Origin of the sequence: Parasphingomonas puruogangriensis (assembly GCF_036663635.1) — a bacterium.
GTDB lineage: Bacteria > Pseudomonadota > Alphaproteobacteria > Sphingomonadales > Sphingomonadaceae > Sphingomonas.
This window is the reverse complement of sequence record NZ_JAXOJI010000002.1, coordinates 315,389-334,981: the sequence shown is the minus strand read 5'-3', so window position 1 is coordinate 334,981 and position 19,593 is coordinate 315,389. Positions and strand designations below refer to the sequence as shown.

The 19,593-nt window shown below is 66.7% G+C and carries 21 protein-coding genes; 7 read left to right on the top strand and 14 right to left on the bottom strand.

Annotated features, from left to right (window positions below; translation table 11 throughout):
* Positions 1–80: 80 nt before the first annotated feature.
* Entirely contained in the window at positions 81–1,610 is a 1,530-nt protein-coding gene (gene atpA / locus U1739_RS07025) for a F0F1 ATP synthase subunit alpha (RefSeq protein WP_332705680.1), read from the bottom strand.
* A gap of 3 nt (positions 1,611–1,613) precedes the next feature.
* Complete coding sequence (locus U1739_RS07020) at positions 1,614–2,168, bottom strand: F0F1 ATP synthase subunit delta (protein WP_332705677.1); 555 nt, start codon at positions 2,166–2,168, stop codon at positions 1,614–1,616.
* Between the two features lie 360 nt (positions 2,169–2,528).
* Between U1739_RS07020 and U1739_RS07015 the strand changes: the two genes are divergently transcribed.
* Positions 2,529–2,963, top strand: a complete 435-nt coding sequence (locus U1739_RS07015) for a MarR family winged helix-turn-helix transcriptional regulator (RefSeq protein ID WP_332705674.1) — start codon at positions 2,529–2,531, stop codon at positions 2,961–2,963.
* A gap of 33 nt (positions 2,964–2,996) precedes the next feature.
* Entirely contained in the window at positions 2,997–3,671 is a 675-nt protein-coding gene (locus U1739_RS07010) for a dienelactone hydrolase family protein (RefSeq protein WP_332705671.1), read from the top strand.
* 11 nt (positions 3,672–3,682) lie between these two features.
* Here the strand turns inward: U1739_RS07010 and U1739_RS07005 are convergent, their stop codons facing one another.
* Together U1739_RS07005 and U1739_RS07000 are read right to left on the bottom strand one after the other, a co-directional pair.
* On the bottom strand, positions 3,683–3,970 hold the full coding sequence (locus U1739_RS07005) for a type II toxin-antitoxin system RelE family toxin (protein WP_332705668.1): 288 nt from the start codon (positions 3,968–3,970) through the stop codon (positions 3,683–3,685).
* Positions 3,957–4,205, bottom strand: coding sequence for a type II toxin-antitoxin system Phd/YefM family antitoxin (locus tag U1739_RS07000; protein WP_332705665.1), 249 nt, complete (start codon positions 4,203–4,205; stop codon positions 3,957–3,959). Before U1739_RS07000 ends, U1739_RS07005 begins: the two co-directional genes overlap by 14 nt.
* 108 nt (positions 4,206–4,313) lie before the next feature.
* Between U1739_RS07000 and ada the strand changes: the two genes are divergently transcribed.
* The gene (gene ada / locus U1739_RS06995) at positions 4,314–5,348 is read left to right on the top strand and encodes a bifunctional DNA-binding transcriptional regulator/O6-methylguanine-DNA methyltransferase Ada (RefSeq protein ID WP_332705662.1); all 1,035 of its coding nucleotides are present in this window, start codon (positions 4,314–4,316) and stop codon (positions 5,346–5,348) included.
* 237 nt (positions 5,349–5,585) lie between these two features.
* Positions 5,586–6,485: a CPBP family intramembrane glutamic endopeptidase gene (locus U1739_RS06990; RefSeq protein ID WP_332705659.1), complete on the top strand. Its 900-nt coding sequence runs from the start codon at positions 5,586–5,588 to the stop codon at positions 6,483–6,485.
* Here U1739_RS06990 and U1739_RS06985 read toward each other — a convergent pair.
* From U1739_RS06985 to U1739_RS06970, 4 genes are read right to left on the bottom strand one after another with little or no spacing between them, the layout of a single operon-like run.
* Positions 6,461–7,969 carry a S1C family serine protease gene (locus tag U1739_RS06985; protein WP_332705656.1) on the bottom strand — a complete coding sequence of 503 codons (1,509 nt, stop codon included), beginning with the start codon at positions 7,967–7,969 and terminating at the stop codon, positions 6,461–6,463. The two genes, U1739_RS06990 and U1739_RS06985, sit on opposite strands and share 25 nt — an antisense overlap.
* Positions 7,966–8,367 carry a type II toxin-antitoxin system VapC family toxin gene (vapC, locus tag U1739_RS06980; protein WP_332705653.1) on the bottom strand — a complete coding sequence of 134 codons (402 nt, stop codon included), beginning with the start codon at positions 8,365–8,367 and terminating at the stop codon, positions 7,966–7,968. The genes U1739_RS06985 and vapC overlap by 4 nt, the downstream gene beginning before the upstream one ends.
* Positions 8,367–8,558, bottom strand: coding sequence for a type II toxin-antitoxin system VapB family antitoxin (locus U1739_RS06975; RefSeq protein ID WP_332705650.1), 192 nt, complete (start codon positions 8,556–8,558; stop codon positions 8,367–8,369). The genes vapC and U1739_RS06975 overlap by 1 nt, the downstream gene beginning before the upstream one ends.
* A 49-nt stretch (positions 8,559–8,607) precedes the next feature.
* The gene (locus U1739_RS06970) at positions 8,608–10,779 is read right to left on the bottom strand and encodes a primosomal protein N' (RefSeq protein WP_332705647.1); all 2,172 of its coding nucleotides are present in this window, start codon (positions 10,777–10,779) and stop codon (positions 8,608–8,610) included.
* A gap of 58 nt (positions 10,780–10,837) precedes the next feature.
* On the opposite strand from U1739_RS06970, the gene U1739_RS06965 reads away from it, so the two are divergent.
* Positions 10,838–11,314 carry a hypothetical protein gene (locus U1739_RS06965; RefSeq protein ID WP_332705644.1) on the top strand — a complete coding sequence of 159 codons (477 nt, stop codon included), beginning with the start codon at positions 10,838–10,840 and terminating at the stop codon, positions 11,312–11,314.
* A gap of 116 nt (positions 11,315–11,430) precedes the next feature.
* Here U1739_RS06965 and U1739_RS06960 read toward each other — a convergent pair whose 3' ends face one another.
* Positions 11,431–12,894, bottom strand: coding sequence for a diguanylate cyclase domain-containing protein (locus U1739_RS06960; RefSeq protein WP_332705642.1), 1,464 nt, complete (start codon positions 12,892–12,894; stop codon positions 11,431–11,433).
* 121 nt (positions 12,895–13,015) lie between these two features.
* Between U1739_RS06960 and U1739_RS06955 the strand changes: the two genes are divergently transcribed.
* A complete protein-coding gene (locus tag U1739_RS06955; RefSeq protein ID WP_332705639.1) occupies positions 13,016–13,900 on the top strand; it encodes a tyrosine recombinase XerC in 885 nt (294 codons plus the stop codon).
* A 93-nt stretch (positions 13,901–13,993) separates the two neighbouring features.
* On the opposite strand, the gene U1739_RS06950 is transcribed toward U1739_RS06955, so the two are convergent.
* From U1739_RS06950 to rsmI, 4 genes are all read right to left on the bottom strand, one after another.
* Entirely contained in the window at positions 13,994–14,611 is a 618-nt protein-coding gene (locus U1739_RS06950) for a DedA family protein (RefSeq protein ID WP_332705634.1), read from the bottom strand.
* Positions 14,612–14,737: 126 nt separating this feature from the next.
* Positions 14,738–15,691 (bottom strand): glutathione synthase, encoded by a 954-nt coding sequence (gene gshB / locus U1739_RS06945; RefSeq protein WP_332705631.1) that lies wholly within the window; start codon positions 15,689–15,691, stop codon positions 14,738–14,740.
* 139 nt (positions 15,692–15,830) lie between these two features.
* Positions 15,831–16,184 (bottom strand): YraN family protein, encoded by a 354-nt coding sequence (locus tag U1739_RS06940; RefSeq protein ID WP_332705628.1) that lies wholly within the window; start codon positions 16,182–16,184, stop codon positions 15,831–15,833.
* 129 nt (positions 16,185–16,313) lie between these two features.
* Positions 16,314–17,147 (bottom strand): 16S rRNA (cytidine(1402)-2'-O)-methyltransferase, encoded by an 834-nt coding sequence (gene rsmI / locus U1739_RS06935; protein WP_332705625.1) that lies wholly within the window; start codon positions 17,145–17,147, stop codon positions 16,314–16,316.
* Between the two features lie 11 nt (positions 17,148–17,158).
* Here rsmI and U1739_RS06930 point away from each other — a divergent pair, with 11 nt between their 5' ends.
* The gene (locus tag U1739_RS06930) at positions 17,159–18,361 is read left to right on the top strand and encodes a penicillin-binding protein activator (protein ID WP_332705622.1); all 1,203 of its coding nucleotides are present in this window, start codon (positions 17,159–17,161) and stop codon (positions 18,359–18,361) included.
* A 29-nt stretch (positions 18,362–18,390) separates the two neighbouring features.
* Here U1739_RS06930 and hemW read toward each other — a convergent pair whose 3' ends face one another.
* Positions 18,391–19,557, bottom strand: a complete 1,167-nt coding sequence (hemW, locus tag U1739_RS06925) for a radical SAM family heme chaperone HemW (RefSeq protein WP_332705618.1) — start codon at positions 19,555–19,557, stop codon at positions 18,391–18,393.
* Between the last annotated feature and the right edge of the window lie 36 nt (positions 19,558–19,593).

Below are 19,593 nucleotides of genomic sequence, written 5' to 3'. Positions count from 1 at the left end.
GAGCCGGCATCCCGCTGCTTCTCTTCCTACCGTCGAAGAAGAAGCGGGGCCCCGGCTCAAGGCCGGGGTGACGGGTGTGTTTAGGCGAACGTCTTCGCAAACGCGTCGAGCGCCGACTTCAGCCCCGACTTCGCTTCGTCGCCGAGATCGCGCGTGTCGCGGATCTTGGTGAGCACGTCCGGGTGGTTGGCGCGCAGATCGGCGAGCATCGCCTGCTCGTAGCGCACCACCGAGTCGACGGGCACGGTATCGAGATAGCCGTTGGTGCCGGCGAAGATCGATGCCGTCTGCTCCTCGAACGGCATCGGCGCGAACTGCGCCTGCTTGAGCAGTTCGGTGAGGCGCGCGCCGCGGTTGAGCAGTTTCTGCGTGCTGGCGTCGAGATCCGAGCCGAACTGCGCGAACGCGGCCATTTCGCGATACTGGGCGAGCTCGAGCTTGATCGAGCCCGAGACCTTCTTCATCGCCTTGGTCTGCGCGGCCGAGCCGACGCGGCTGACCGACAGGCCGACGTTGATCGCCGGGCGGATGCCGGCGAAGAACAGATCGGTTTCGAGGAAGATCTGGCCGTCGGTGATCGAGATCACGTTGGTCGGGATGTACGCGGACACGTCGCCGGCCTGCGTCTCGATGATCGGCAGCGCGGTGAGCGAGCCGCCGCCATTATCGTCGTTCATCTTCGCCGCGCGCTCGAGCAGGCGGCTGTGCAGATAGAAAACGTCGCCGGGATAGGCTTCGCGGCCCGGCGGGCGGCGCAGCAGCAGCGACATCTGGCGGTACGCCACGGCCTGCTTGGAGAGATCGTCATAGACGATCAGCGCATGCATGCCGTTGTCGCGGAAATATTCGCCCATCGCCGCGCCGGTATACGGTGCGAGGAACTGCATCGGCGCAGGCTCGGAAGCGGTGGCGGCGATGACGATAGAATATTCCATCGCGCCATTCTCTTCGAGCGTCTTGACGATCTGCGCGACGGTCGAGCGCTTCTGGCCGATCGCGACATAGATGCAGTAGAGTTTCTGCTTCTCGTCGGTGCCGGCATGCGCCGCCTTCTGGTTGATGAACGCGTCGATCGCGACGGCCGACTTGCCGGTCTGGCGATCGCCGATGATCAGCTCGCGCTGGCCGCGGCCGACGGGGACGAGCGCATCGATCGCCTTGAGACCGGTCTGCACGGGCTCGCTGACCGAGGTGCGCGGGATGATGCCCGGCGCCTTGCGCTCGACGCGGCTGCGCTCGTCGGAGACGATCGGGCCCTTGCCGTCGATCGGGTTGCCCAGGCCATCGACCACGCGGCCGAGCAAGCCCTTGCCGACGGGGACGTCGACGATCGTCCCGGTGCGCTTGACGACGTCACCTTCCTTGATCTCCGAATCCGACCCGAAGATCACGACGCCGACATTGTCGGCCTCGAGGTTGAGCGCCATGCCCTGCACGCCATTGGCGAATTCGACCATCTCGCCGGCCTGGACATTGTCCAGCCCGTGGATGCGCGCGATGCCGTCGCCGACCGACAGCACCTGGCCGGTTTCGGAAACCTGCGCTTCGGTGCCGAAGCTGGCGATCTGGTCCTTGATGACCTTGGAAATTTCTGCGGCGCGGATGTCCATGGGTTAGCCTTTCATCGCATGCGCGAGGGTATTGAGACGGGTTTTGATCGAGCTGTCGATCATCTGCGAACCGATCTTGACGACCAGCCCGCCAAGCAAAGAGGGGTCGACCGAGAGGTCGACGGCAACGTCACGACCGACCCGGGCGCGCAGCTGATCCTTCAGCGCATCGACCTGGGTCTCGGACAGCGGGTGGGCGGAGACGACTTCCGCCGTGGTCTCGCCGCGATGATCGGCGGCGAGGCTGCGATAGGCGCGGATCACGGCGGGGAGCTGCGCCAGGCGACGGTTCTGCGCCAGCACGCCGAGGAACTTCTCGGTCGTCTCGTCGATATCGATCAGCTCGGCCGAGGCGGCGATGGCCTTGGCAGCGGCGCCGCGCGAGACGATCGGGTTGACGATCAGCTCGGCGAATTCGGGCGACTGGTCGATCGCGGCGCGGACGCGCATCAGGCTCGCCTCGACCATGTCGATCGCCTTCGCATCGCGCGCGAGCTCGAACAATGCGGTGGCATAGCGGCCGCTTAAGCTTGCTTGAATACCGCCGGAATGCTCCACGCGATCTAATTCCTCGGATAGGTAGGACAGATGGCCCCATGGGGAAGGGGGCGCCGCGGGCGGCGCCTCCGATGGGTTGCCGGGCGGTTAGCATCGGGGCGGGGGGGATGCAAGGGTTGGTGGGTGATTGGTTGACTAGGAAACCTGTTTGGGGGCAGGGTGGGGATATGCTGAGCGGGCCATCCTACGTCAAATGCGTGCTATTCCGCGTTTCAAACCCTCACGCTTCCCCGGCGGAGGCCGGGGCCCAGTCGCGATGGTCGATGTAACGGGCGACGGCGCTCGCCAATTTCTGTTCCGCGACTGGGCCCCGGCCTTCGCCGGGGAAGCGCTGGGGGTGGTTCGGGGGTGTTGGCGCAGATGACAGCTTCTTCCGATACCGACCTCGCCGACCTGCTCCGCACCGCCGCCGGCGCGGCACACCAAAACCTGTCTCGCGCGCTGCTGCCGCACGGCGTCACCGCCGCCGAATGGACGCTGCTGCGCGAGTTGCGTGCTGCCGGCGCGGTGCCGCAGGTGCGGTTGGCCGAACGGCTCGGCATGACGCGCGGGGGGATCTCCAAGCTGGTCGATCGGCTGGTGGCCAAGCGGCTGCTGGTGCGCGGGCGCGGGGGCGGCGGGGACCGGCGGGTGCAGATCATCGGCCTGACCGGCACCGGCGTGCTGCTGGTCCCCGAACTGGAGCGGATCGCGGGGGCGGCTGAGGCGGCGTTGTTTTCCGGCCTGTCAATGCGCGAGCGTAGCGCACTCGACGGTGCGCTGCGCAGGGTTGCCGGTCGCACTGCCGAGGTTTAGCGCAAGCGCCAGCACAGCATAGGAGCCGAGACGATGGGCGCATTCGAACAGATGACGATGTCCGACGGGGCAGCGATCGCAGTCTATCATGCGCAGCCCGAGGGCGCGCGGCGTGGCGGGCTGGTGCTGGTCCAGGAGATTTTCGGGGTTACCGATCATATCCGCGATCTCGCGGAGGAATACGCACGGGACGGCTATGAAGTGCTGGCGCCGGCCTTGTTCGATCGCGAGCAGCCCGGGTTCGAGGCGGGCTATGATGCGGAAGGGCTCGCCCGCGGCGTCGAACTGGCGCGACAGCTGCACCCGTTCGACCTGAGCCTGGCGGATGTGCAGACCTGCGTCGATGCGCTCAAGGCGCGGGGGCCGGTGTTCGTCGTCGGCTATTGCTATGGCGGTTCGATCGCCTGGTTCGCGGCGACGCGGATGACCAATGTGACAGCGGCGAGCGGCTATTATGGCAGCATGATCCCGGCCGCGGCGGATGAAGTGCCCAAGGTGCCGGTGATCCTGCATTTCGGGCGGCACGATCACGGCATCCCGATGGAGGGGGTGGAGAAAGTGATTGCGGCGGATCATCCGCAGGCCACGGTGTACGTCTATGAGGCGGGGCATGGGTTCAATTCGGATCGGCGCAAGGATTATCACGAGCCGAGCGCGGATCTGGCCAAGGAACGCACGCTGGAATTGTTTCAGGCCAACGGGGGGTAGCAGAAGGTACCTTAGAGCCGCCCCGCCGCGCTCTTATACACCGCGTTGCGCTCGCGCTTGCCGACGGCCACCACAATGACCGTCAGCACGGTGTCATCGACGCGGTAAACCAGCCGGTATCCAGCGGCGCGCAGTTTGATCTTGTAGCAATCCGGCATGCCTGACAGGCGCGCGGCGGGCACATGCGGTGCATGTAGCCGTTCCTTCAGCTTGGACGTGAACTGCTCGCGGACGTTGGGCGCAAGCTTGCGCCATTCCTTCAACGCACTGGCGAGGAATTCCAGCTCATAAATCTTCAAGCCGCACCTTGATGCGCTCTTCGCCGGCGCGCGCGCGGACCAGTTCGGCGAGTTCCATATCCTCGAGCCGATCCATCAATTCCTCCCACGCCTTGGCGGGGACGAGATAGGCGGCCGGCGTATTGCGGTTCAGCACGGCAACGGGGAAGCCGCCGGCCGCTTCGATCACGGCCGAGGGATTACGCTTCAGGTCAGTAATGCTGACGCCGGCATCGGCCAAGATGGGATCGATCATGGTGCTTTTAATAGCACCTTTCGATGGTTCTTTCAAATGTGAGTGCACGCTCGCTTTGACCGCAAGACGTGGGGTGCCGGCGAAAGGCCGAACCGTTATAATCGCCTCATGACGAACACCCTCCTCGATCCCGAAACGGCCTGGGCGGCTTTCGCTGCCCGCGACCGCGCGTTCGACGGGCGGCTGGTGATCGCGGTCAAGACGACCGGCATCTATTGCAAGCCGAGCTGCGCGGCGCGGCATCCGCGGCGCGAGAATGTCGAATTCCATGCCGATGCGGCATCGGCGCGGGCGGCGGGGTTTCGCGCGTGTCTGCGCTGCCTGCCCGATGCGATCGGGCGCGACCGGATCGCGGTGGCGCGCGCGGTGGCGGTGCTGGAGGCGGCGGAGGAGATGATCGGGCTGGAGACGCTCGCCGCCGAGGTGGGCTACGCGCCGCATCACTTCCACCGGCTGTTCAAGCGCGCCACCGGGGTGACCCCGGCGGCCTATGCGCGCGGGCTGAAAGCGCGGGCGGCGGCGCGGGCGTTGAGCGAGGAGGTCAGCGTGACGGCGGCGATCTACGAGGCGGGGTATTCGGCGCCAAGCCGCTTCTATGCCGATGGCGCGGCGCGGCTGGGCATGACGCCGTCGGCATGGCGGCGCGGCGGGGCGGGGGTGACGATCCGCTGGACGCTGGCCGATACCAGCCTGGGGCCGATGCTGGTCGCAGCGACCGACAAGGGATTGTGTCGCATTTCCTTCGATGAGGATGAGCGGGCTTTGGCGGCGCGCTTTCCCAAGGCGGAGATCGTGGGCGGCGGGGCGGCGCTGGCCGATCTCGCGGCGCGCGTGGTGGCGAGCGTCGAATCACCCGAGCGCGATCTCGATCTGCCGCTCGACGTGCAGGGCACCGCGTTCCAGGAGGCGGTGTGGCAGGCGCTCAGGCGGATCCCGATCGGCGAGACCTTGTCCTATGCCGAGTTGGCGGCGGCGGCGGGATCGCCCGGGGCGGTGCGCGCAGCGGGGACGGCATGTGGCGCCAACCCGGTGGCGGTGGCGGTGCCGTGTCACCGGGTGCAGCGTGGCGACGGCGCGATCGGCGGCTATGCTTATGGCGCCGATCGTAAGGCGGCGTTGCGGGCGCGGGAAGGCGTGAAATAGCGAACCGCTTTGCGGCGAACGGATCGCACGGAATACCCAAGCTCCGACGTCACCCCAGCGAAAGCTGGGGTCTCCCGCGTCTCCTGTCCCCGCCCACCGCTTGAGATCCCAGCTTGCGCTGGGATGACGTCGCGGATTTTGCGCCCGCGACGCGGCACTCGGGCGCTCGCCCCGGCCATATCCGCCTGTTCTCTTTGGCTCCAATGCGGTTAAGACGCTGCGCCAAAGGGGAATCCGATGCTACCGTCCGAACCGACCACGCCGCCCAACAGCCTCGTCTGGCGCATCATTAACTTTCCGCTCGTGCTGCTGGCGCTGGGGATCGTGACGATCGCTGCGGCGGGGGCGCTGGCGAGCCTGATCCGGCCATTCTTCCCGCTCGAGCGGACCGGGCCGCTGGCGGTCGTCTTTTCGCTGATCGTCGCGGCGATCTTCATTACGGCGTACGTGCTGTTCGTGCGCTGGATCGAACGGCGGCCGGCCGATGAGTTCGGCACTAAGGGTTGGGCGCGCGAACTGGGCGCGGGCTTGCTGGCCGGACTGGTGCTGTTCTCGCTGGTGATTGCGATCATCGCCGCGCTCGGCGGCTACCGCGTGATCGGCAGCAATCCAGTAACCGCGCTGTATCCGGCGTTGGCGATCGCCATCACCTCGGGCGTGACCGAGGAGATCGTGCTGCGCGGATTGTTCTTCCGGCTGATCGAGCGGTTGGCGGGCAGCTGGATCGCGCTGGCGTTGTCCGCCGCGTTGTTCGGCGCGCTGCATCTCGGCAACCCGAACGCGACCTGGTTCGCCGGCCTGGCAATCGCGCTGGAGGCCGGCGTGATGCTGGCGGCACTGTATATGGTGACGCGGCGGTTATGGGCGGCGGTCGGGCTGCATGCGGCATGGAACTTCGCACAGGGCGGGATTTACGGCGTGGCAGTGTCCGGGTTCGACATGGGCGGCCTGCTGCGCCCGAATATCACTGGGCCGGAACTGCTGACCGGCGGCGCGTTCGGCGCGGAGGCGTCATTGCCGGCGATCATCGTGTGCACCGCATTCGGCATCGCCCTGCTGGTGGTGGCGCATCGGCGTGGGCGGTTCGTGGCGCCCTTATGGGTGCGGCGTCGTCAGGGCGCGGACTTGCACGAATAGACGATCCGTTCGTTGGGCAAGGGCGGCAGCGCGGCGCGGATCGCCGCCTGCTGGGTCGACAGATTGGCGCGCGCGGCGATGTCGGGCGAGCACGCCTTGACGCTTACCTGACTGCGGATTTTGCGCGCCGCGTCCATTTGCGCGGCGGTGAGCAGGTAGCGCGTGTTGGTATAAAGCTTGGTCGCGGGATCGAATTGCAGCACCGACACGGTCTGGTCCTCCGACGGGACCAGGATGCGATCCCATTTGCTGCCATTTTCGGCATATTGCGTGCGGCCGTTCATGCAGCCGCCTTCGCGCCAATCGAGCGCGACATCGGCGAGCGAGGAGACGGTCACGCGGCTGCGCGCGGGCACCACCGTGCAGATCAATTTGCCGAGTGCGGCATCGCTGTTGACGGTCGGCGCGAGTGGCGGCGGGGCGGGCGGCAGGATCGGCTCGCCGCTCGGGCGGGCGAGAAATACCGCAAGCGCGGCGACGAACGCCAGCGCAGCGCCGCCGGCGACCCATAACGCCGCCGAGCGCTGGCCGCGCAGCTCGAGGAAGCCGGCAGTGCCGAACGCCACCACGCCGAGCGCCAGCAGTAGCGCGGCGATGGCGATGATATTCTCGCGGTTGCGCTGCGCGTCGTCGCGCGCCTTGACCATCGCCGCAGCGCGCGCCTCGGCGGCCTTGCTCGCCGCGTCCGCTTTGAGGCGCGCCGCTTCGGCTGCGGTTGCCGCGTCGGCGTCGGTATCCTGGCGCAATTGCTCGGACAGGCTGGTGCACGGCGTGCCGACGGCGGTGAAGCGCTGGTCGGCGGCGTTGAGGAAAGTGGTGAGCTCGACATCGGCAATGGCGAAGCCGAAACTGGTATCGCCATCCTCGCCGCGGGTCAGCGCCGAGTTCACGCCGATCACGCGGCCGCACGGATCGAGCAACGGTCCGCCCGAATTGCCCCGCGCAATGCCCGCCGTGTGCAGCAGCACCTGCACGTCGGACATCATGCGCCGGCCGGAGAATACGCCTTCCGAGCGGATCGGGGAGAGCGGGCGGATATAGTCCGCAGCCGAGCGTGCGGTGGCGAGATCGACGTTGCCGGGATAGCCGAGCGCCGTGACCGAGCCACCTTCCTCGACCGGCCCGGTGTAGAGCGCGAGTGTCGGCAGGCGGACGCCGCTGAACTCGATCAGCGCGAGATCGCGTGCGGTATCGATGGCAATGACCTTGCCCTGATAGGATTTGGCGCCCTCCGACGGCACCACGCCGATCACGACATTGTCGGGATAGCGGGCGGCGAGTTCGACGACATGCGCGTTGGTGACGATGCGGTTAGGCGCGACCGCGAAGCCGCTGCCATGGCCGAAGCCGACCACCTCGTCGTCGACCACGGCGATCGTCACGACGCGCACCACCCCGCGGGCGGAGGCGGAGATATCGTCGGCCCGGGCGGGGGCGGTGAAGCCGAGGAGCAGGAGAAGCGGAATCAGCCAGCGGATCGTCATGCCGCGTCCATAGCCGAGATCAGACCGAGATGCGCAACGAATGGATCGAAATCGCGGTCGCGATACAGAAGGGGAATGCCCTCAATAATGCATCTGGTGGCGATCAGTGTATCGACAGTCTTGCGGATCGTGATGCCTCGCTCGCGTAATGTCCGGTAGTTGCGTGCGGCTTCTACTGCTAAGCGCATGCCGCCAGTCGCCAATAGTGGCAACTTGTCGAACAACCGAAGGGTTTGCGCGAAATCGCGATCGAGTCGGATGCCTTGCAGTACCTCGGTCGCGATAATGTCGATCAATATGACGGTCTGAGCCTCCAATGCATCATCGAGGCGATCGTTGGCCGTACCGGTGTTACGATTTAAGAAATCGATCCAAACACTGGAGTCAGCGACGAGCATCAATCCCGCCGCATTGCGTCCAAATCACCTTCCCAATGCAACTTGCCGCGCAATGATCGCAATTCTTCATAGGCCTGCGCCCGAATGAGGGCACGTAGCGCAAGATCTACCACTTCTCCGGTGGTGGTGGCACCACTGGTCTGCATCGCTTCGGCGATTAAATCGTCATCAATCATGACGTCAGCGCGCATCGTCTGTATCCTTACCCAGGGTCGTCGTCATACCACCCCCTGTTCCACCTCACAAGAAACTGTACGGATCGACGTCCACCGTCACGCGCACTTTGCTCGACCAATCGAGCGCGCCGAGCCAGGTGCGGATGACGTCCTGCACGTCGAGCGCCCGCCTGGCATGGACCAGCAGGCGGAAGCGGTGGCGGCCGCGGAGCATGGCGAGCGGGGCGGGGGCGGGGCCGTAGGTTTCCATGCCGTCGAGCTGCGGCGCGGTGCGGCCGATGAGGGTGGCGATTTCGTGGGCGGCGGCCTTGTCCTCGCTCGACACGACGATGCCGGCGAAACGGCCGAACGGGGGCGCGCCGGCTTCGCGGCGAGAGTCGGTTTCGGCGGCGTAGAAGGCCTCGGCATCGCCGGTGATCAGCGCGCGCATCACGGGCGCGTCGGGGCTGTGCGTCTGGATATAGACATGGCCGGGCTTGGCGCCGCGCCCGGCGCGGCCGGCGACCTGCATGATCTGCTGGAAGGTGCGCTCGCTTGCGCGCAGATCGCCGCCATTTAGGCCGAGATCGGCGTCGATCACGCCGACCAGAGTCAGATTGGGAAAGTGATAGCCCTTGGTCACGAGCTGCGTGCCGACGACGATGTCGATATCGTGCGCCTCCATGCGCGCAACGAACTCCGCCGCCTTGGCCGGCGACCAGATCGTGTCCGACGTGACGATCGCGGTCTTGGCGTCGGGGAACAGCGCTTTCACTTCGTCGGCGATACGCTCGACACCGGGGCCCACCGCGACCAACGTGTCCTCGTTGCCGCATTCCGGGCAGGCGCGCGGCGTGGGCTCGAGATGGCCGCAATGGTGGCAGGTGATGCGTTGGATCAGCCGGTGTTCGACCATCCAGGCGGTGCAGTTGGGGCATTGGAAGCGGTGGCCGCAGGTGCGGCACAGGGTGAGCGGGGCATAGCCGCGGCGGTTGAGGAACAGCAGGACTTGCTCGCGGCGGGCGAGCGTTTCTTCCATCGCCTTGACCAAGGTCGGCGCGATCCAGCGGCCGCGATCGGGCGGGGTCTGGATCAGATCGATCGGTGCGATCGCGGGCATTTCGGCGGCGCCCCAGCGGCCGGGCAGCTTCAGTTCGGCGTAGCGGCCGAGCGCGACTTGCTGGCGGGTCTCGATCGCCGGGGTGGCGGAGGCGAGGATCACCGGGCAGCCTTCGAACTTGCCGCGCATTACCGCCACGTCACGGGCGTGATAATGCACGCCTTCTTCCTGCTTGAAGCTGGTTTCGTGCGCTTCGTCGACGACGATCAGGCCGAGATTGGCGTAAGGCAGGAACAGCGACGAGCGCGCGCCGACGGTGACCAAAGCCTGGCCGGTGGAGATGGCGCGCCAGGCGCGGCGGCGTTGCGAGCTGCGTAGGCCGGAATGCCAGGCGATCGGCTCGCAGCCGAAGCGCGCGGTGAAGCGCTTGAGGAACGGCTCGGTCAGCGCGATTTCGGGCAGCAGTACCAGCGTCTGCTTGCCCTCGCGGATCGCTTCGGCGATTGCCTCGAAATAGACTTCGGTCTTGCCCGATCCGGTGACGCCGTCGAGCAGAGTGGGGTGGAATTCATGGGCGGCGACATTGGCGACGAGCGTGGCCGAGGCGGCGCGCTGGTCGGGGGAGAGCGCGGGCTGGTGATGATCGGGATCGGGCAGGGGGAAGGGGCTGTCGATGTCGACCTGCAGCGCCTCCAGCGCGCCGACCTTGACCAGGCCCCGGATTACCGCGTCGGACACGTCGGCGACGGTCGCCAGTTCGCGGATCAGCCCCTGGCGGTCGCCGATCCGCTCCAGCGCCTGTTCGCGCTGCGGCGTTAGGCGATCGGGCAACTCGCCGGTGGCGCGATATTCGGTGATCGTCTTGACGCCCTCGAGCGCGGACGAGGATGGCATCGCCATGCGCACCACCGCGGCGGCCGGCGCGAGATAATAGTCCGCGGTCCATTCGATCAGCCGGCGCAGCGGATCGGCCAGCGGCGGGACGTCGACCACGCCGACCAGGTTGCGCAGCCGATTGTCGCCGACCTCGGCATCCGACGGCATGCGTTCGGGCTCCCACACCACGCCGAGCAATTGCCGGGGCCCGAGCGGGGCGATGACGATCGAGCCGGGCTGGACGGTCATGCCGTGCGGCACGCGGTAATCCAGCGGCCCGAGCGCGGAGTTGAGGACGAGGACACGGGCGCGGGACGACATGGTGGTGCATATGGCTTTGGCGGGCGCTAGAGGGAAGGGACGCTTTGTGGAGATGCCCGTGCCGATGTTGTTGACTGCCCTGATCATGGCCCAGGCGGCGATGCCGCTGGGCCATGCCGAGCATGAGACGGCGACACCCGAACCGGTGTGCGTGCGGGCGGGCGATCTCCCGCGCAATTTCGCCAAGTGGAACAGCGTGCCGAGCAGCGTGCTGCGCGTCGGCGTGCCGGTCGAGGTGACGGCGTTGCCGGAATCACCTGTGAAATGGGCGGCACCCCCGGGCAAGCCAGGCCGAGGCGCGGTGCGGGGTTTCTCGATTGCTCGGGCGGGGGTGTACCAGCTGGGCTTGAGCAACGGCGCGTGGATCGACGTCGTGCGCCGCGGCAAGGCGCTGAAATCGGTGGCGCATGGCCACGGGCCGCTATGTACGGGCCTGCGCAAGATCGTTGATTTTCGCTTGGCGCGGGGGACGTATCGGCTTCAGCTCGCGGCAATGCCGGAAGCGACGACCAAGGTGATGGTGGTGCTGCGCTAACTTTTCTCCAGAAGGGGGGCAAGGTTAGCCAAGCAGCGGTGGCCTTTGTGGCTACCCCTCCACCACCAGCCTGAAGGAGGCTGGCGGTCCCCCTCCCCCGGTGGGGGAGGAATTGATTATCCCGTCGCCGCTCTTGGCGCGGTGAAGGAATGCGCCGTGCCGCGCCGGGCGCGCTTGGCGGTGTATAGCGCGACATCGGCGGCGTGCATCAGTTCGCGGACCGTGTCGACGCCGGGGCCGGGGCTGGCCGAGCCGATCGTGCCGGACATCGGAAGCAGGGTATTGGCCGATTGCACCGGTGCTTTCAGATGTTCCAGCAATCGGGTGATAGTCGCAGGAGTGTTGGCGATTAGGTCGGGATCGGTCAGCAATAGCGCGAATTCGTCTCCGCCCAGACGCGCGGCGAAGCTGCCGCGAAGATATGGCGCGCGCAAGCGCTGGCCGACCGCGCGCAGCACATCGTCGCCCGCGAGATGGCCGAACGTATCGTTGGTGATCTTGAAATCATCGAGATCGATCAGCACCAGCACCAGCCCGGCACCATCCCGCGCGGCCTGCAACTCCGCCTCCAGCACGCGATTGAATTCGGCGCGGTTGGCGATCTGCGTCACTTCGTCGGTACTGGCGTATTCGCGCAGCTTGCGCTCGACATGATAGGTGTCGGTGACGTCCTGAAACACGCCGACGATCGCCGCCGCGCGCCCCTGTTCGACCTCGACTTCGCCCTGGCTGCGCACGCGGCGACGGCGGCCTTGCGCGGTGACGAAATCGACTTCCACTTCGAACGCTTCACCCGTCTCCATGGTGCGCGCGAGCGCTTCGCTGACGATCGCGCGATCACGCGGCGGATAGAAATCGAGCGACGTGTGCAGCGCCGGCTTCTGCTTCCCATCGATCTCATGGATGCGGTACATGCCATCCGTCCAGGTGATCTCGTCGGTAGCGAGATCGAGCCGCCATGAGCCGATCTTGGCCAGGCGCTCGGCCTGGCCGAAAACGCGCTCCTGGCGGCGCAGGATGCGCGATTGCTGTTGCGCGCTCTCGGCGATCGACACCGCCTCATTGGCCGCGCCGCGCGCCGCGATCAGCGCCTCGGCGATCGACGCCATCAGGGTGAGCGCGGTGATCTGCGCCGGTGTCATGGTCCGCGGCTTGTCATCGATGATGCAGAGCGCGCCGATCGCGTGGCGGCTGTCGCCATCGGCGATATGGATCGGTGCGCCGGCATAGAAGCGGATTTTGGGGCCGTCGGTGACGAGCGGATTACTCGCGAAGCGGGGATCGTTGAGGGCGTCATTGACAATGAACGGCGCATCGTTGCGGATCGTATAATCGCAAAAGGCCACGTCGCGGTCGGTCTGCTCGACATCGATGCCGCTCTTTGCCTTGATCCATTGCCGGTCGCGATCGATCAAGGTGAGCAGCGACACCGGACAGTCGAAGCGCGACGCGGCAAGCCCGACGAGCGCGTCGAAGGCCTTTTCCGGCTCGCTATCGAGCAGGTCGAGCGCGTGGAGCGCGCGCAGCCGACGGTCTTCCTCCGTGAGGGCGGATGCCGATATTTCCGAGAATGCGTTCATCGACTCCCGTATAGGGCGCGGTGCTTAATAATATCTGCTTTATGTCGTTTCGATGACGGTTCGAATCGGCGCGCTCATCGTCGGCTCGCGCCCCGCTCCGGCGAATGATAGGAGCGACGCCATGAAGCAGACGATCCTGGCCTGGCAGGGGCATCTCGCGCAGAACCGGCGGCGCTCGGCGCATACCGTGCGCGCTTATGTCGCCACGGCGCATCGCTTGGTCGAATTTCTCTCCGGGCATTGGGGGGGAGCGGTTTCCAGCGATCGGTTGGCCAGCGTGACGGCGGCCGATCTGCGCGCGTTTCTGGCGGCGCGGCGTGGCGATGGGCTGAGCAATGCGTCGGCCGCACGAGAATTATCGGCGGTGCGCGGCTTTCTCGATTTCGTGGCGGGCGCGGGCACGACGCCCCGGCTGAAGGGGCCGCGGGTGAAGCGGGGCGTGCCGCGGCCAGTATCGCCCGATGAGGCCGTGGCGCTGGCCGAGGATGTCGCGGACAGCGCGGCGGAGCCGTGGATAGCGGCGCGCGACTGGGCGGTGCTGATGCTGCTGTACGGGGCGGGGCTGCGCATCGGCGAGGCGTTGGGCCTTACCGGGGCGGTGTTGCCGCTGGGCGCGACGCTGAGCGTGACCGGCAAGCGCGCCAAGACTCGCGTGGTGCCGTTATTGCCGCAGGTGCGCGCGGGGATCGAAGCCTATGTGGAACTATGCCCGTGGCCGATTGCGCGGGCCGAGCCATTGTTTCGCGGGGCCAAGGGCGGCGTGCTGGATGCGGCGTTGATCCGGCGTGCCGTGCAGGCGGCGCGGTCGCGGTTGGGCTTGGGGGATCGCACCACGCCGCATGCGTTGCGGCATAGCTTCGCGACGCATCTGCTTGGGCGCGGGGCGGATCTGCGGTCGCTGCAGGAATTGCTGGGCCATGCCAGCCTGAGTTCGACGCAAATCTATACGGCGGTGGATGCGGCGCATCTGCTGGATGTGTATCGGAACGCGCATCCGCGAGCTTAGGTTCAGCGACTTGATCCTAGCTCTTCGTCATCCTGGGCTTGACCCGGGGTCCAGCTTTTCTCGCCGGTGACAAGTAAGAAGCTGGGCCCCGGCTCAAGGCCGGGGTGACGGAGAGGAACGCGGCTTCCAGGTGAAGACGCGGTACAGATAATAGAGGGCGATCACCACGGTCAGCGCCACCGCTGCCGGGCCGATATAATCGTGCAATTGTTCGAAATTGGCGCCGAGATAATAACCGGCGCCGGCCAGGATGCAGTTCCAGATCAGGCTTCCCGCTGCCGTGGCCAGCGCAAAGCGCCAGTGCGGCATGCACGCCATGCCGGCGGGGAGCGAGATGATCGTGCGACCGGCCGGCATGAAGCGCATGAAGAACACCACCCATTGGCCGTGGCGCTGGAAGAAACGATGCAGCTTCTCGACCTCTTCCCACTCCATGGTGAGCCAGCGGCCGTGGCGATCGACGAACGGCTTGAGCCGCTGGTAGCCGCAGCGGCGGCCGATCTCGTACCAGAAATAATTGCCAACGACGGTGCCGGCGGTGCCCCACAGGATCAGCGGCACGATCTCCATCTGCCCACGCGCGACGGCGATGCCGCCCAGGCCCATGATCACTTCGGAAGGGATCGGCGGGAAGATATTTTCGGCCGCCATGAGCAGGAAGATGCCGAGATAGCCGCCCCAGGCGATCAGGTTGATGATGAATTCGGTCATGTCCGTCCAGTAAACGTCATCCTGAACTCGTTTCAGGATCCAGGCGCGGTCAGGAAACACACGGGCGACGCTTTTGGGTCAACTGACCGCGCCTGGATGCTGAAACAAGTTCAGCATGACGGTGGATTATCTGGCCGCGACCTTCGCCTCGATCGCCGTCCAGATCAGCGCGGCCGTGTCCGTGCCGTTGAAGCGGTCGATCGCGACGATGCCGGTGGGCGAGGTGACGTTGATCTCGGTCAGCCATTTGCCGCCGATCACGTCGATGCCGACGAACAGCAGCCCGCGGCGCTTGAGTTCCGGCCCGAGCACGCGGCAGATCTCGATCTCGGTCTCGGTGAGGTCGGTCTTCACCGCCGAGCCGCCGACCGCAAGGTTGGAGCGGATCTCGCCTGCGCCGGGCAGGCGGTTGATCGCGCCGGCGATCTTGCCGTCGATCAGCACGATGCGCTTGTCACCCTGCGCCACGTCGGGAAGGAAGGCCTGGATCATGTGCGGCTCGCGCCACGTCATGTTGAACACTTCGATCAGCGCGGAGAGGTTGGCGCCGTCTTCGCCGACCTTGAAGATCGCCTTGCCACCATTGCCGTGCAGCGGCTTGACGACGATTTCCTTGTGCTTGGCGAGGAACAGGCGTGCTTCTTCCAGGCTGCGCGTGACCAGCGTGGGCGGCATGAACTGCGGGTAATCGAGCACGAAGACCTTTTCCGGCGCGTTGCGCACGCTGGCCGGGTCGTTGACCACCAAGGTCTTGTGCGCGATGCGCTCGAGCAGGTGCGTGGCGGTGATATAGCCGAGATCGAAGGGGGGATCCTGGCGCATCAGGATCACATCGGCTTCGTCGCCGAGATCGAGATTGCGGGGCGCACCGAAGCTGAAATGATCGCCGACGACGTTCTGCACCGTGACCGGATGCGCCTTAGCCCAGACGCGGCCGTCGGCGTAATTGAGGTTCTCGGCGGCATAATGAAACAGCGTGTGGCCGCGGGCTTGGGCGGACAGCATCAGCGCGAAACTCGAATCGCCGGCAATGTTGATCGACTCGATGGGGTCCATCTGGACGGCGACGGTAAGCGGCATGCGTTTTTCCCATCTGCGCGTCACCCCAGCGCAGGCTGGGGTCTTCTAGTTTGAGCCGGACGCTCGCCCCCGAGAGACCCCAGCTTGCGCTGGGGTGACGGATTTGTTGGAGGCGATGTAGGAGCGCAGGCGGCGATTGTCACCCGATCCACGCATTCTCGATATGGCGGGGGCGCGTGCCCGGGGCGACGAGGATCACGTCGACACGGATATCGTCGCCCGGGCCGGCATAGCGCGGCATCAGCACCTCCGCCGCGGCGGCGACGCGTGACAGGCGGCGTTCGTCGATCGCGAAATCGAGCTCGGCGGCGGTCTTTCTCAGCTTTACCTCGACGAAGGCGATCAGATTGCCTTTGCGCGCGACGATATCGACTTCGCCGGCGGGGGTGCGCACGCGGCGGTCGAGGATGCGCCAGCCTTTGAGGCGCAGCCACCAGGCGGCAAGGCGCTCGCCGCGACGGCCGGATGCTTCGGCGACGCGGCGGTCATGCATATTTTCTCCCCTTTCTGGAAGGGAGGGGCTGGGGGTGGGTTGCCATCGAGGATACGGACCGCCTGCCCCATGCCGACCCACCCCCAACCCCTCCCTTCCAGGGAGGGGAGCAGAAGAGCGGCGCGGGCATCACCCTTTCAGTTCCAGCGCCCGGGCGTACAGCGCCTTGCGATCTACCCCCAGTTTCTTGGCCACTTCGCTGACCGCCTTGGCCATCGGCAGGCGAGTCAGCGCCTCGCTCAGCGCCGTCTCCGCATCGTCCGCGCTGGCTGGCGCCGCTTCGCCGGGGGGCGCGATGACGACGACGATCTCGCCCTTGGGCGGCGCATCGGCGTAGCGCGCGGCGAGCTCACCGAGCGTGCCGGTGACCGCTTCCTCGAAGCGCTTGGTGATTTCGCGCGTCACCGCCGCCTCGCGGTCGCCCAGGCCCTCGGCGAGTGCGGCCAAGGTTACGCCAAGGCGCGGACCCGATTCGTACAGCACCAGGGTCGCGCGAATCACTGCCACTTCAGCGATGGCGGCGGCGCGCGCCTGCGCCTTGGGCGGCAGGAAGCCGAGATAGAGGAAGCGATCGGTCGGCAGTCCCGCCAGCGTTAGCGCGGCAACCGCGGCGCAGGGGCCGGGAATGGTCACCACGTTATGCCCGGCGGCGCGCGCGTCGCGGACCAATTTGTAGCCCGGATCGGAAATCAGCGGCGTGCCGGCGTCGGACACCAACGCCACTGCCTCAGTGCCCATGCGCGCGATCAGGCCGGGGCGGACGCCTTCGGCATTGTGATCGTGATACGGCGTCATCGGGCGCTTGACGCCGATATGGCGCAGCAGCTTGGCCGTCACACGGCTGTCCTCGACAGCGATTATCGCCGCGCCGGCCAATACTTGCGCGGCGCGGGGCGATAAATCGCCGAGATTGCCGATTGGGGTGGCGACGATATAGAGGCCGGGCATAAGTTCTGCGTTCATAGGGGATAGTCATGGCAGAGGCCGCATCGATACCGCAACGGGGGAGCACGTTCTTTCGCTTCGTCGCCATCGCCGCGGCGCTTGCTTTGGGCGCCTGCCAGTCGGTCGTGCCCCGCGGTCCCCAGCCGATCAAGCGCCCGCCCGTGGCGCGGCCGTTGCCGACGGGGCCGAGCCCGATCGACCAGGGTATCCCGACCGATACCGCGCGCCATCGCATCGCCTTGCTGGTGCCGATGAGCGGCGCCAATGCCGGGGTCGGCCAGAGCCTGAACAATGCGACTCAGCTGGCGCTGCTCGACACCAAGAACGAGCGCATCCGCATCACCACGTATGACACGGCGGCGCTCGGCGCGGCCGGCGCGGCGCAGCGCGCCATCGCCGAGGGCAACCGACTGATCCTCGGGCCGCTGCTGGCCGAGGACGTCAAGGCGGTCGGCCCGATCGCCAAGCGCGCTGGCGTGCCGGTGGTGAGTTTTTCCAACGACGCCAGCGCGGCGGGCAACGGATCCTATCTGATGGGCTATGTACCCGGCCAATCGATCGCCCGGGTGGTCGATTATGCGCGGGGGCAGGGGATCACGGCATTTGCCGGGCTGGTGCCCAACGGCCTGTATGGCGAGCGCGCCTCGACCTCGTTCCTGCGCAGCGTGGAAGGCGCAGGCGGGCAGGTGGTCACACTGCAGACCTATGACCGATCGAGCGGGTCGATCGCCGCGGCGGTATCGCGCATGGCGCGCAATTCGCCCTACCAGGCCGTGCTGATCGCCGATGGCGGCAGCAATGCCGCGGCGGCGGTGCCGTTGTTACGCAGGGGCGGCGGGGCGTCGGCGCGAGTGCTGGGCACGGAATTGTGGAATTCCGATTCGTCGATCAATGCCAAGCCGGCGCTGAACGGCGCGTGGTTCGCCAGCGTGCCGGACAATCTGTACCGCCAATATTCCGCGAAATATCGCGCGCGCTTCGGCAAGGCGCCGTTCCGGCTGTCGAGCCTGGGCTATGACGCGGTGCTGCTGGCGGTGCGCATCGCGCGCGACTGGACGCTCGATACGCCGTTCCCGGAGGATCGCCTGCGCGATCGCGGTGGGTTCGGCGGGATCGATGGCGCGTTCCGCTTCGGGCGCGACAATATCGCCGAGCGCGCGCTGGAGGTGCAGGAGATCCGCGGCGGGACGTCCGTGACGGTATCGCCGGCGCCGAGCGGGTTTGGGAAGTGACCTAAGCCCCTCCCCTTCAGGGGAGGGGCTTAGGAGGCTTTCGTCTCGATCTTCACCACGATCGGCAGGATGGCATCAAGCAGCAGCATCCCCGCCTCCGTCACCAGCAGCCGATCGCCCTCACGCTTGGCCAACCCTTGCGCGGCGAGCTTCTCCAGTGCCGGCAGATCGATCAACTCGGGGATCGTCGTCTCGCCCAGCCGCGCGATGCGGGCCAGATCCACCCCCTCGCGCAGGCGCAGCCCCATCAGCAACGCCTCGGTCGCGCGCGTTGCGGGGGTGAGCGGGTCTTCCAATTCCATGCCGTGCTGGTTGCGCGCGACGGCGGCGAGGAAATTCTCCGGTTTCTTGCGCCGCACCGTGGCCAGCCCATTGCGGCGGCCGTGCGCGCCAGGGCCGATGCCGGCATAATCCTGGTAGCGCCAATAGACGAGATTGTGGCGGCTCTCGGAACCCAGCCGGGCGTGGTTGGAGATTTCGTAGGCTGGCAGGCCCGCGGCGGCAGTGATCGCCCGCGTCGTTTCGAACAGATCGGCGGCGCTGTCGCCATCGGGGATCAGGATGCGGCCGGCGGCGGCGTCGGTGGCGAAGCGCGTGCCGGGTTCGATGGTCAGCTGATAGAGCGACAGATGCTCGGTGCCGAACGAGAGCGCGCGCGTCAATTCTGCTTCCCAGTCGGCGAGTTTCTGGTCGGGGCGGGCGTAGATCAGGTCGAAGCTGACCCGGTCGAACAAGCCTTGCGCGGTGTCCAGCGCGGCGAGCCCCTCGGCGACGCCATGCGCGCGGCCGAGGAAGACCAGCGCCCGATCGTCGAGCGCTTGTAGCCCCAGCGACACGCGATTGACGCCGGCGGCGGCGATATCGGCGAAGCGCGCCGCTTCGACCGAGGAGGGGTTGGCCTCCAGGGTGATCTCGATATCGTCGGCGAAGGTCCAGGCCTTCGACGCTGCCTCGATAACTGCCGCGGTGGTTTCGGGCGGCATCAGCGAGGGCGTACCGCCGCCGAAGAAGATCGAGCCGAGCGTGCGGCCGGGCAAAGCGGCAGCTTCGTGCGCGAGATCGGTGAGCAACGCCGCACGCCAGGCTTGCTGATCGACGCCACCGCGGACATGGCTGTTAAAGTCGCAATAGGGGCATTTCGACACGCAAAACGGCCAATGGACGTACAGCGCCAGCGGTGTTTCGGCGGGGTTCATGGGGCCGCCCTATGCTCGCCTATCTGAGGAGAGGGA

Bases quoted from the DNA above. Each gene is read 5' to 3' on its own strand.
- atpA (WP_332705680.1), bottom strand. From the start codon at position 1,610: ATGGACATCCGCGCCGCAGAAATTTCCAAGGTCATCAAGGACCAGATC.
- U1739_RS07015 (WP_332705674.1), top strand. From the start codon at position 2,529: ATGACAGCTTCTTCCGATACCGACCTCGCCGACCTGCTCCGCACCGCC.
- U1739_RS07010 (WP_332705671.1), top strand. From the start codon at position 2,997: ATGGGCGCATTCGAACAGATGACGATGTCCGACGGGGCAGCGATCGCA.
- U1739_RS07000 (WP_332705665.1), bottom strand. From the start codon at position 4,205: ATGATCGATCCCATCTTGGCCGATGCCGGCGTCAGCATTACTGACCTG.
- ada (WP_332705662.1), top strand. From the start codon at position 4,314: ATGACGAACACCCTCCTCGATCCCGAAACGGCCTGGGCGGCTTTCGCT.
- U1739_RS06990 (WP_332705659.1), top strand. From the start codon at position 5,586: ATGCTACCGTCCGAACCGACCACGCCGCCCAACAGCCTCGTCTGGCGC.
- U1739_RS06985 (WP_332705656.1), bottom strand. From the start codon at position 7,969: ATGACGATCCGCTGGCTGATTCCGCTTCTCCTGCTCCTCGGCTTCACC.
- vapC (WP_332705653.1), bottom strand. From the start codon at position 8,367: ATGCTCGTCGCTGACTCCAGTGTTTGGATCGATTTCTTAAATCGTAAC.
- U1739_RS06975 (WP_332705650.1), bottom strand. From the start codon at position 8,558: ATGCGCGCTGACGTCATGATTGATGACGATTTAATCGCCGAAGCGATG.
- U1739_RS06970 (WP_332705647.1), bottom strand. From the start codon at position 10,779: ATGTCGTCCCGCGCCCGTGTCCTCGTCCTCAACTCCGCGCTCGGGCCG.
- U1739_RS06960 (WP_332705642.1), bottom strand. From the start codon at position 12,894: ATGAACGCATTCTCGGAAATATCGGCATCCGCCCTCACGGAGGAAGAC.
- U1739_RS06955 (WP_332705639.1), top strand. From the start codon at position 13,016: ATGAAGCAGACGATCCTGGCCTGGCAGGGGCATCTCGCGCAGAACCGG.
- U1739_RS06950 (WP_332705634.1), bottom strand. From the start codon at position 14,611: ATGACCGAATTCATCATCAACCTGATCGCCTGGGGCGGCTATCTCGGC.
- gshB (WP_332705631.1), bottom strand. From the start codon at position 15,691: ATGCCGCTTACCGTCGCCGTCCAGATGGACCCCATCGAGTCGATCAAC.
- U1739_RS06940 (WP_332705628.1), bottom strand. From the start codon at position 16,184: ATGCATGACCGCCGCGTCGCCGAAGCATCCGGCCGTCGCGGCGAGCGC.
- rsmI (WP_332705625.1), bottom strand. From the start codon at position 17,147: ATGAACGCAGAACTTATGCCCGGCCTCTATATCGTCGCCACCCCAATC.
- U1739_RS06930 (WP_332705622.1), top strand. From the start codon at position 17,159: ATGGCAGAGGCCGCATCGATACCGCAACGGGGGAGCACGTTCTTTCGC.
- hemW (WP_332705618.1), bottom strand. From the start codon at position 19,557: ATGAACCCCGCCGAAACACCGCTGGCGCTGTACGTCCATTGGCCGTTT.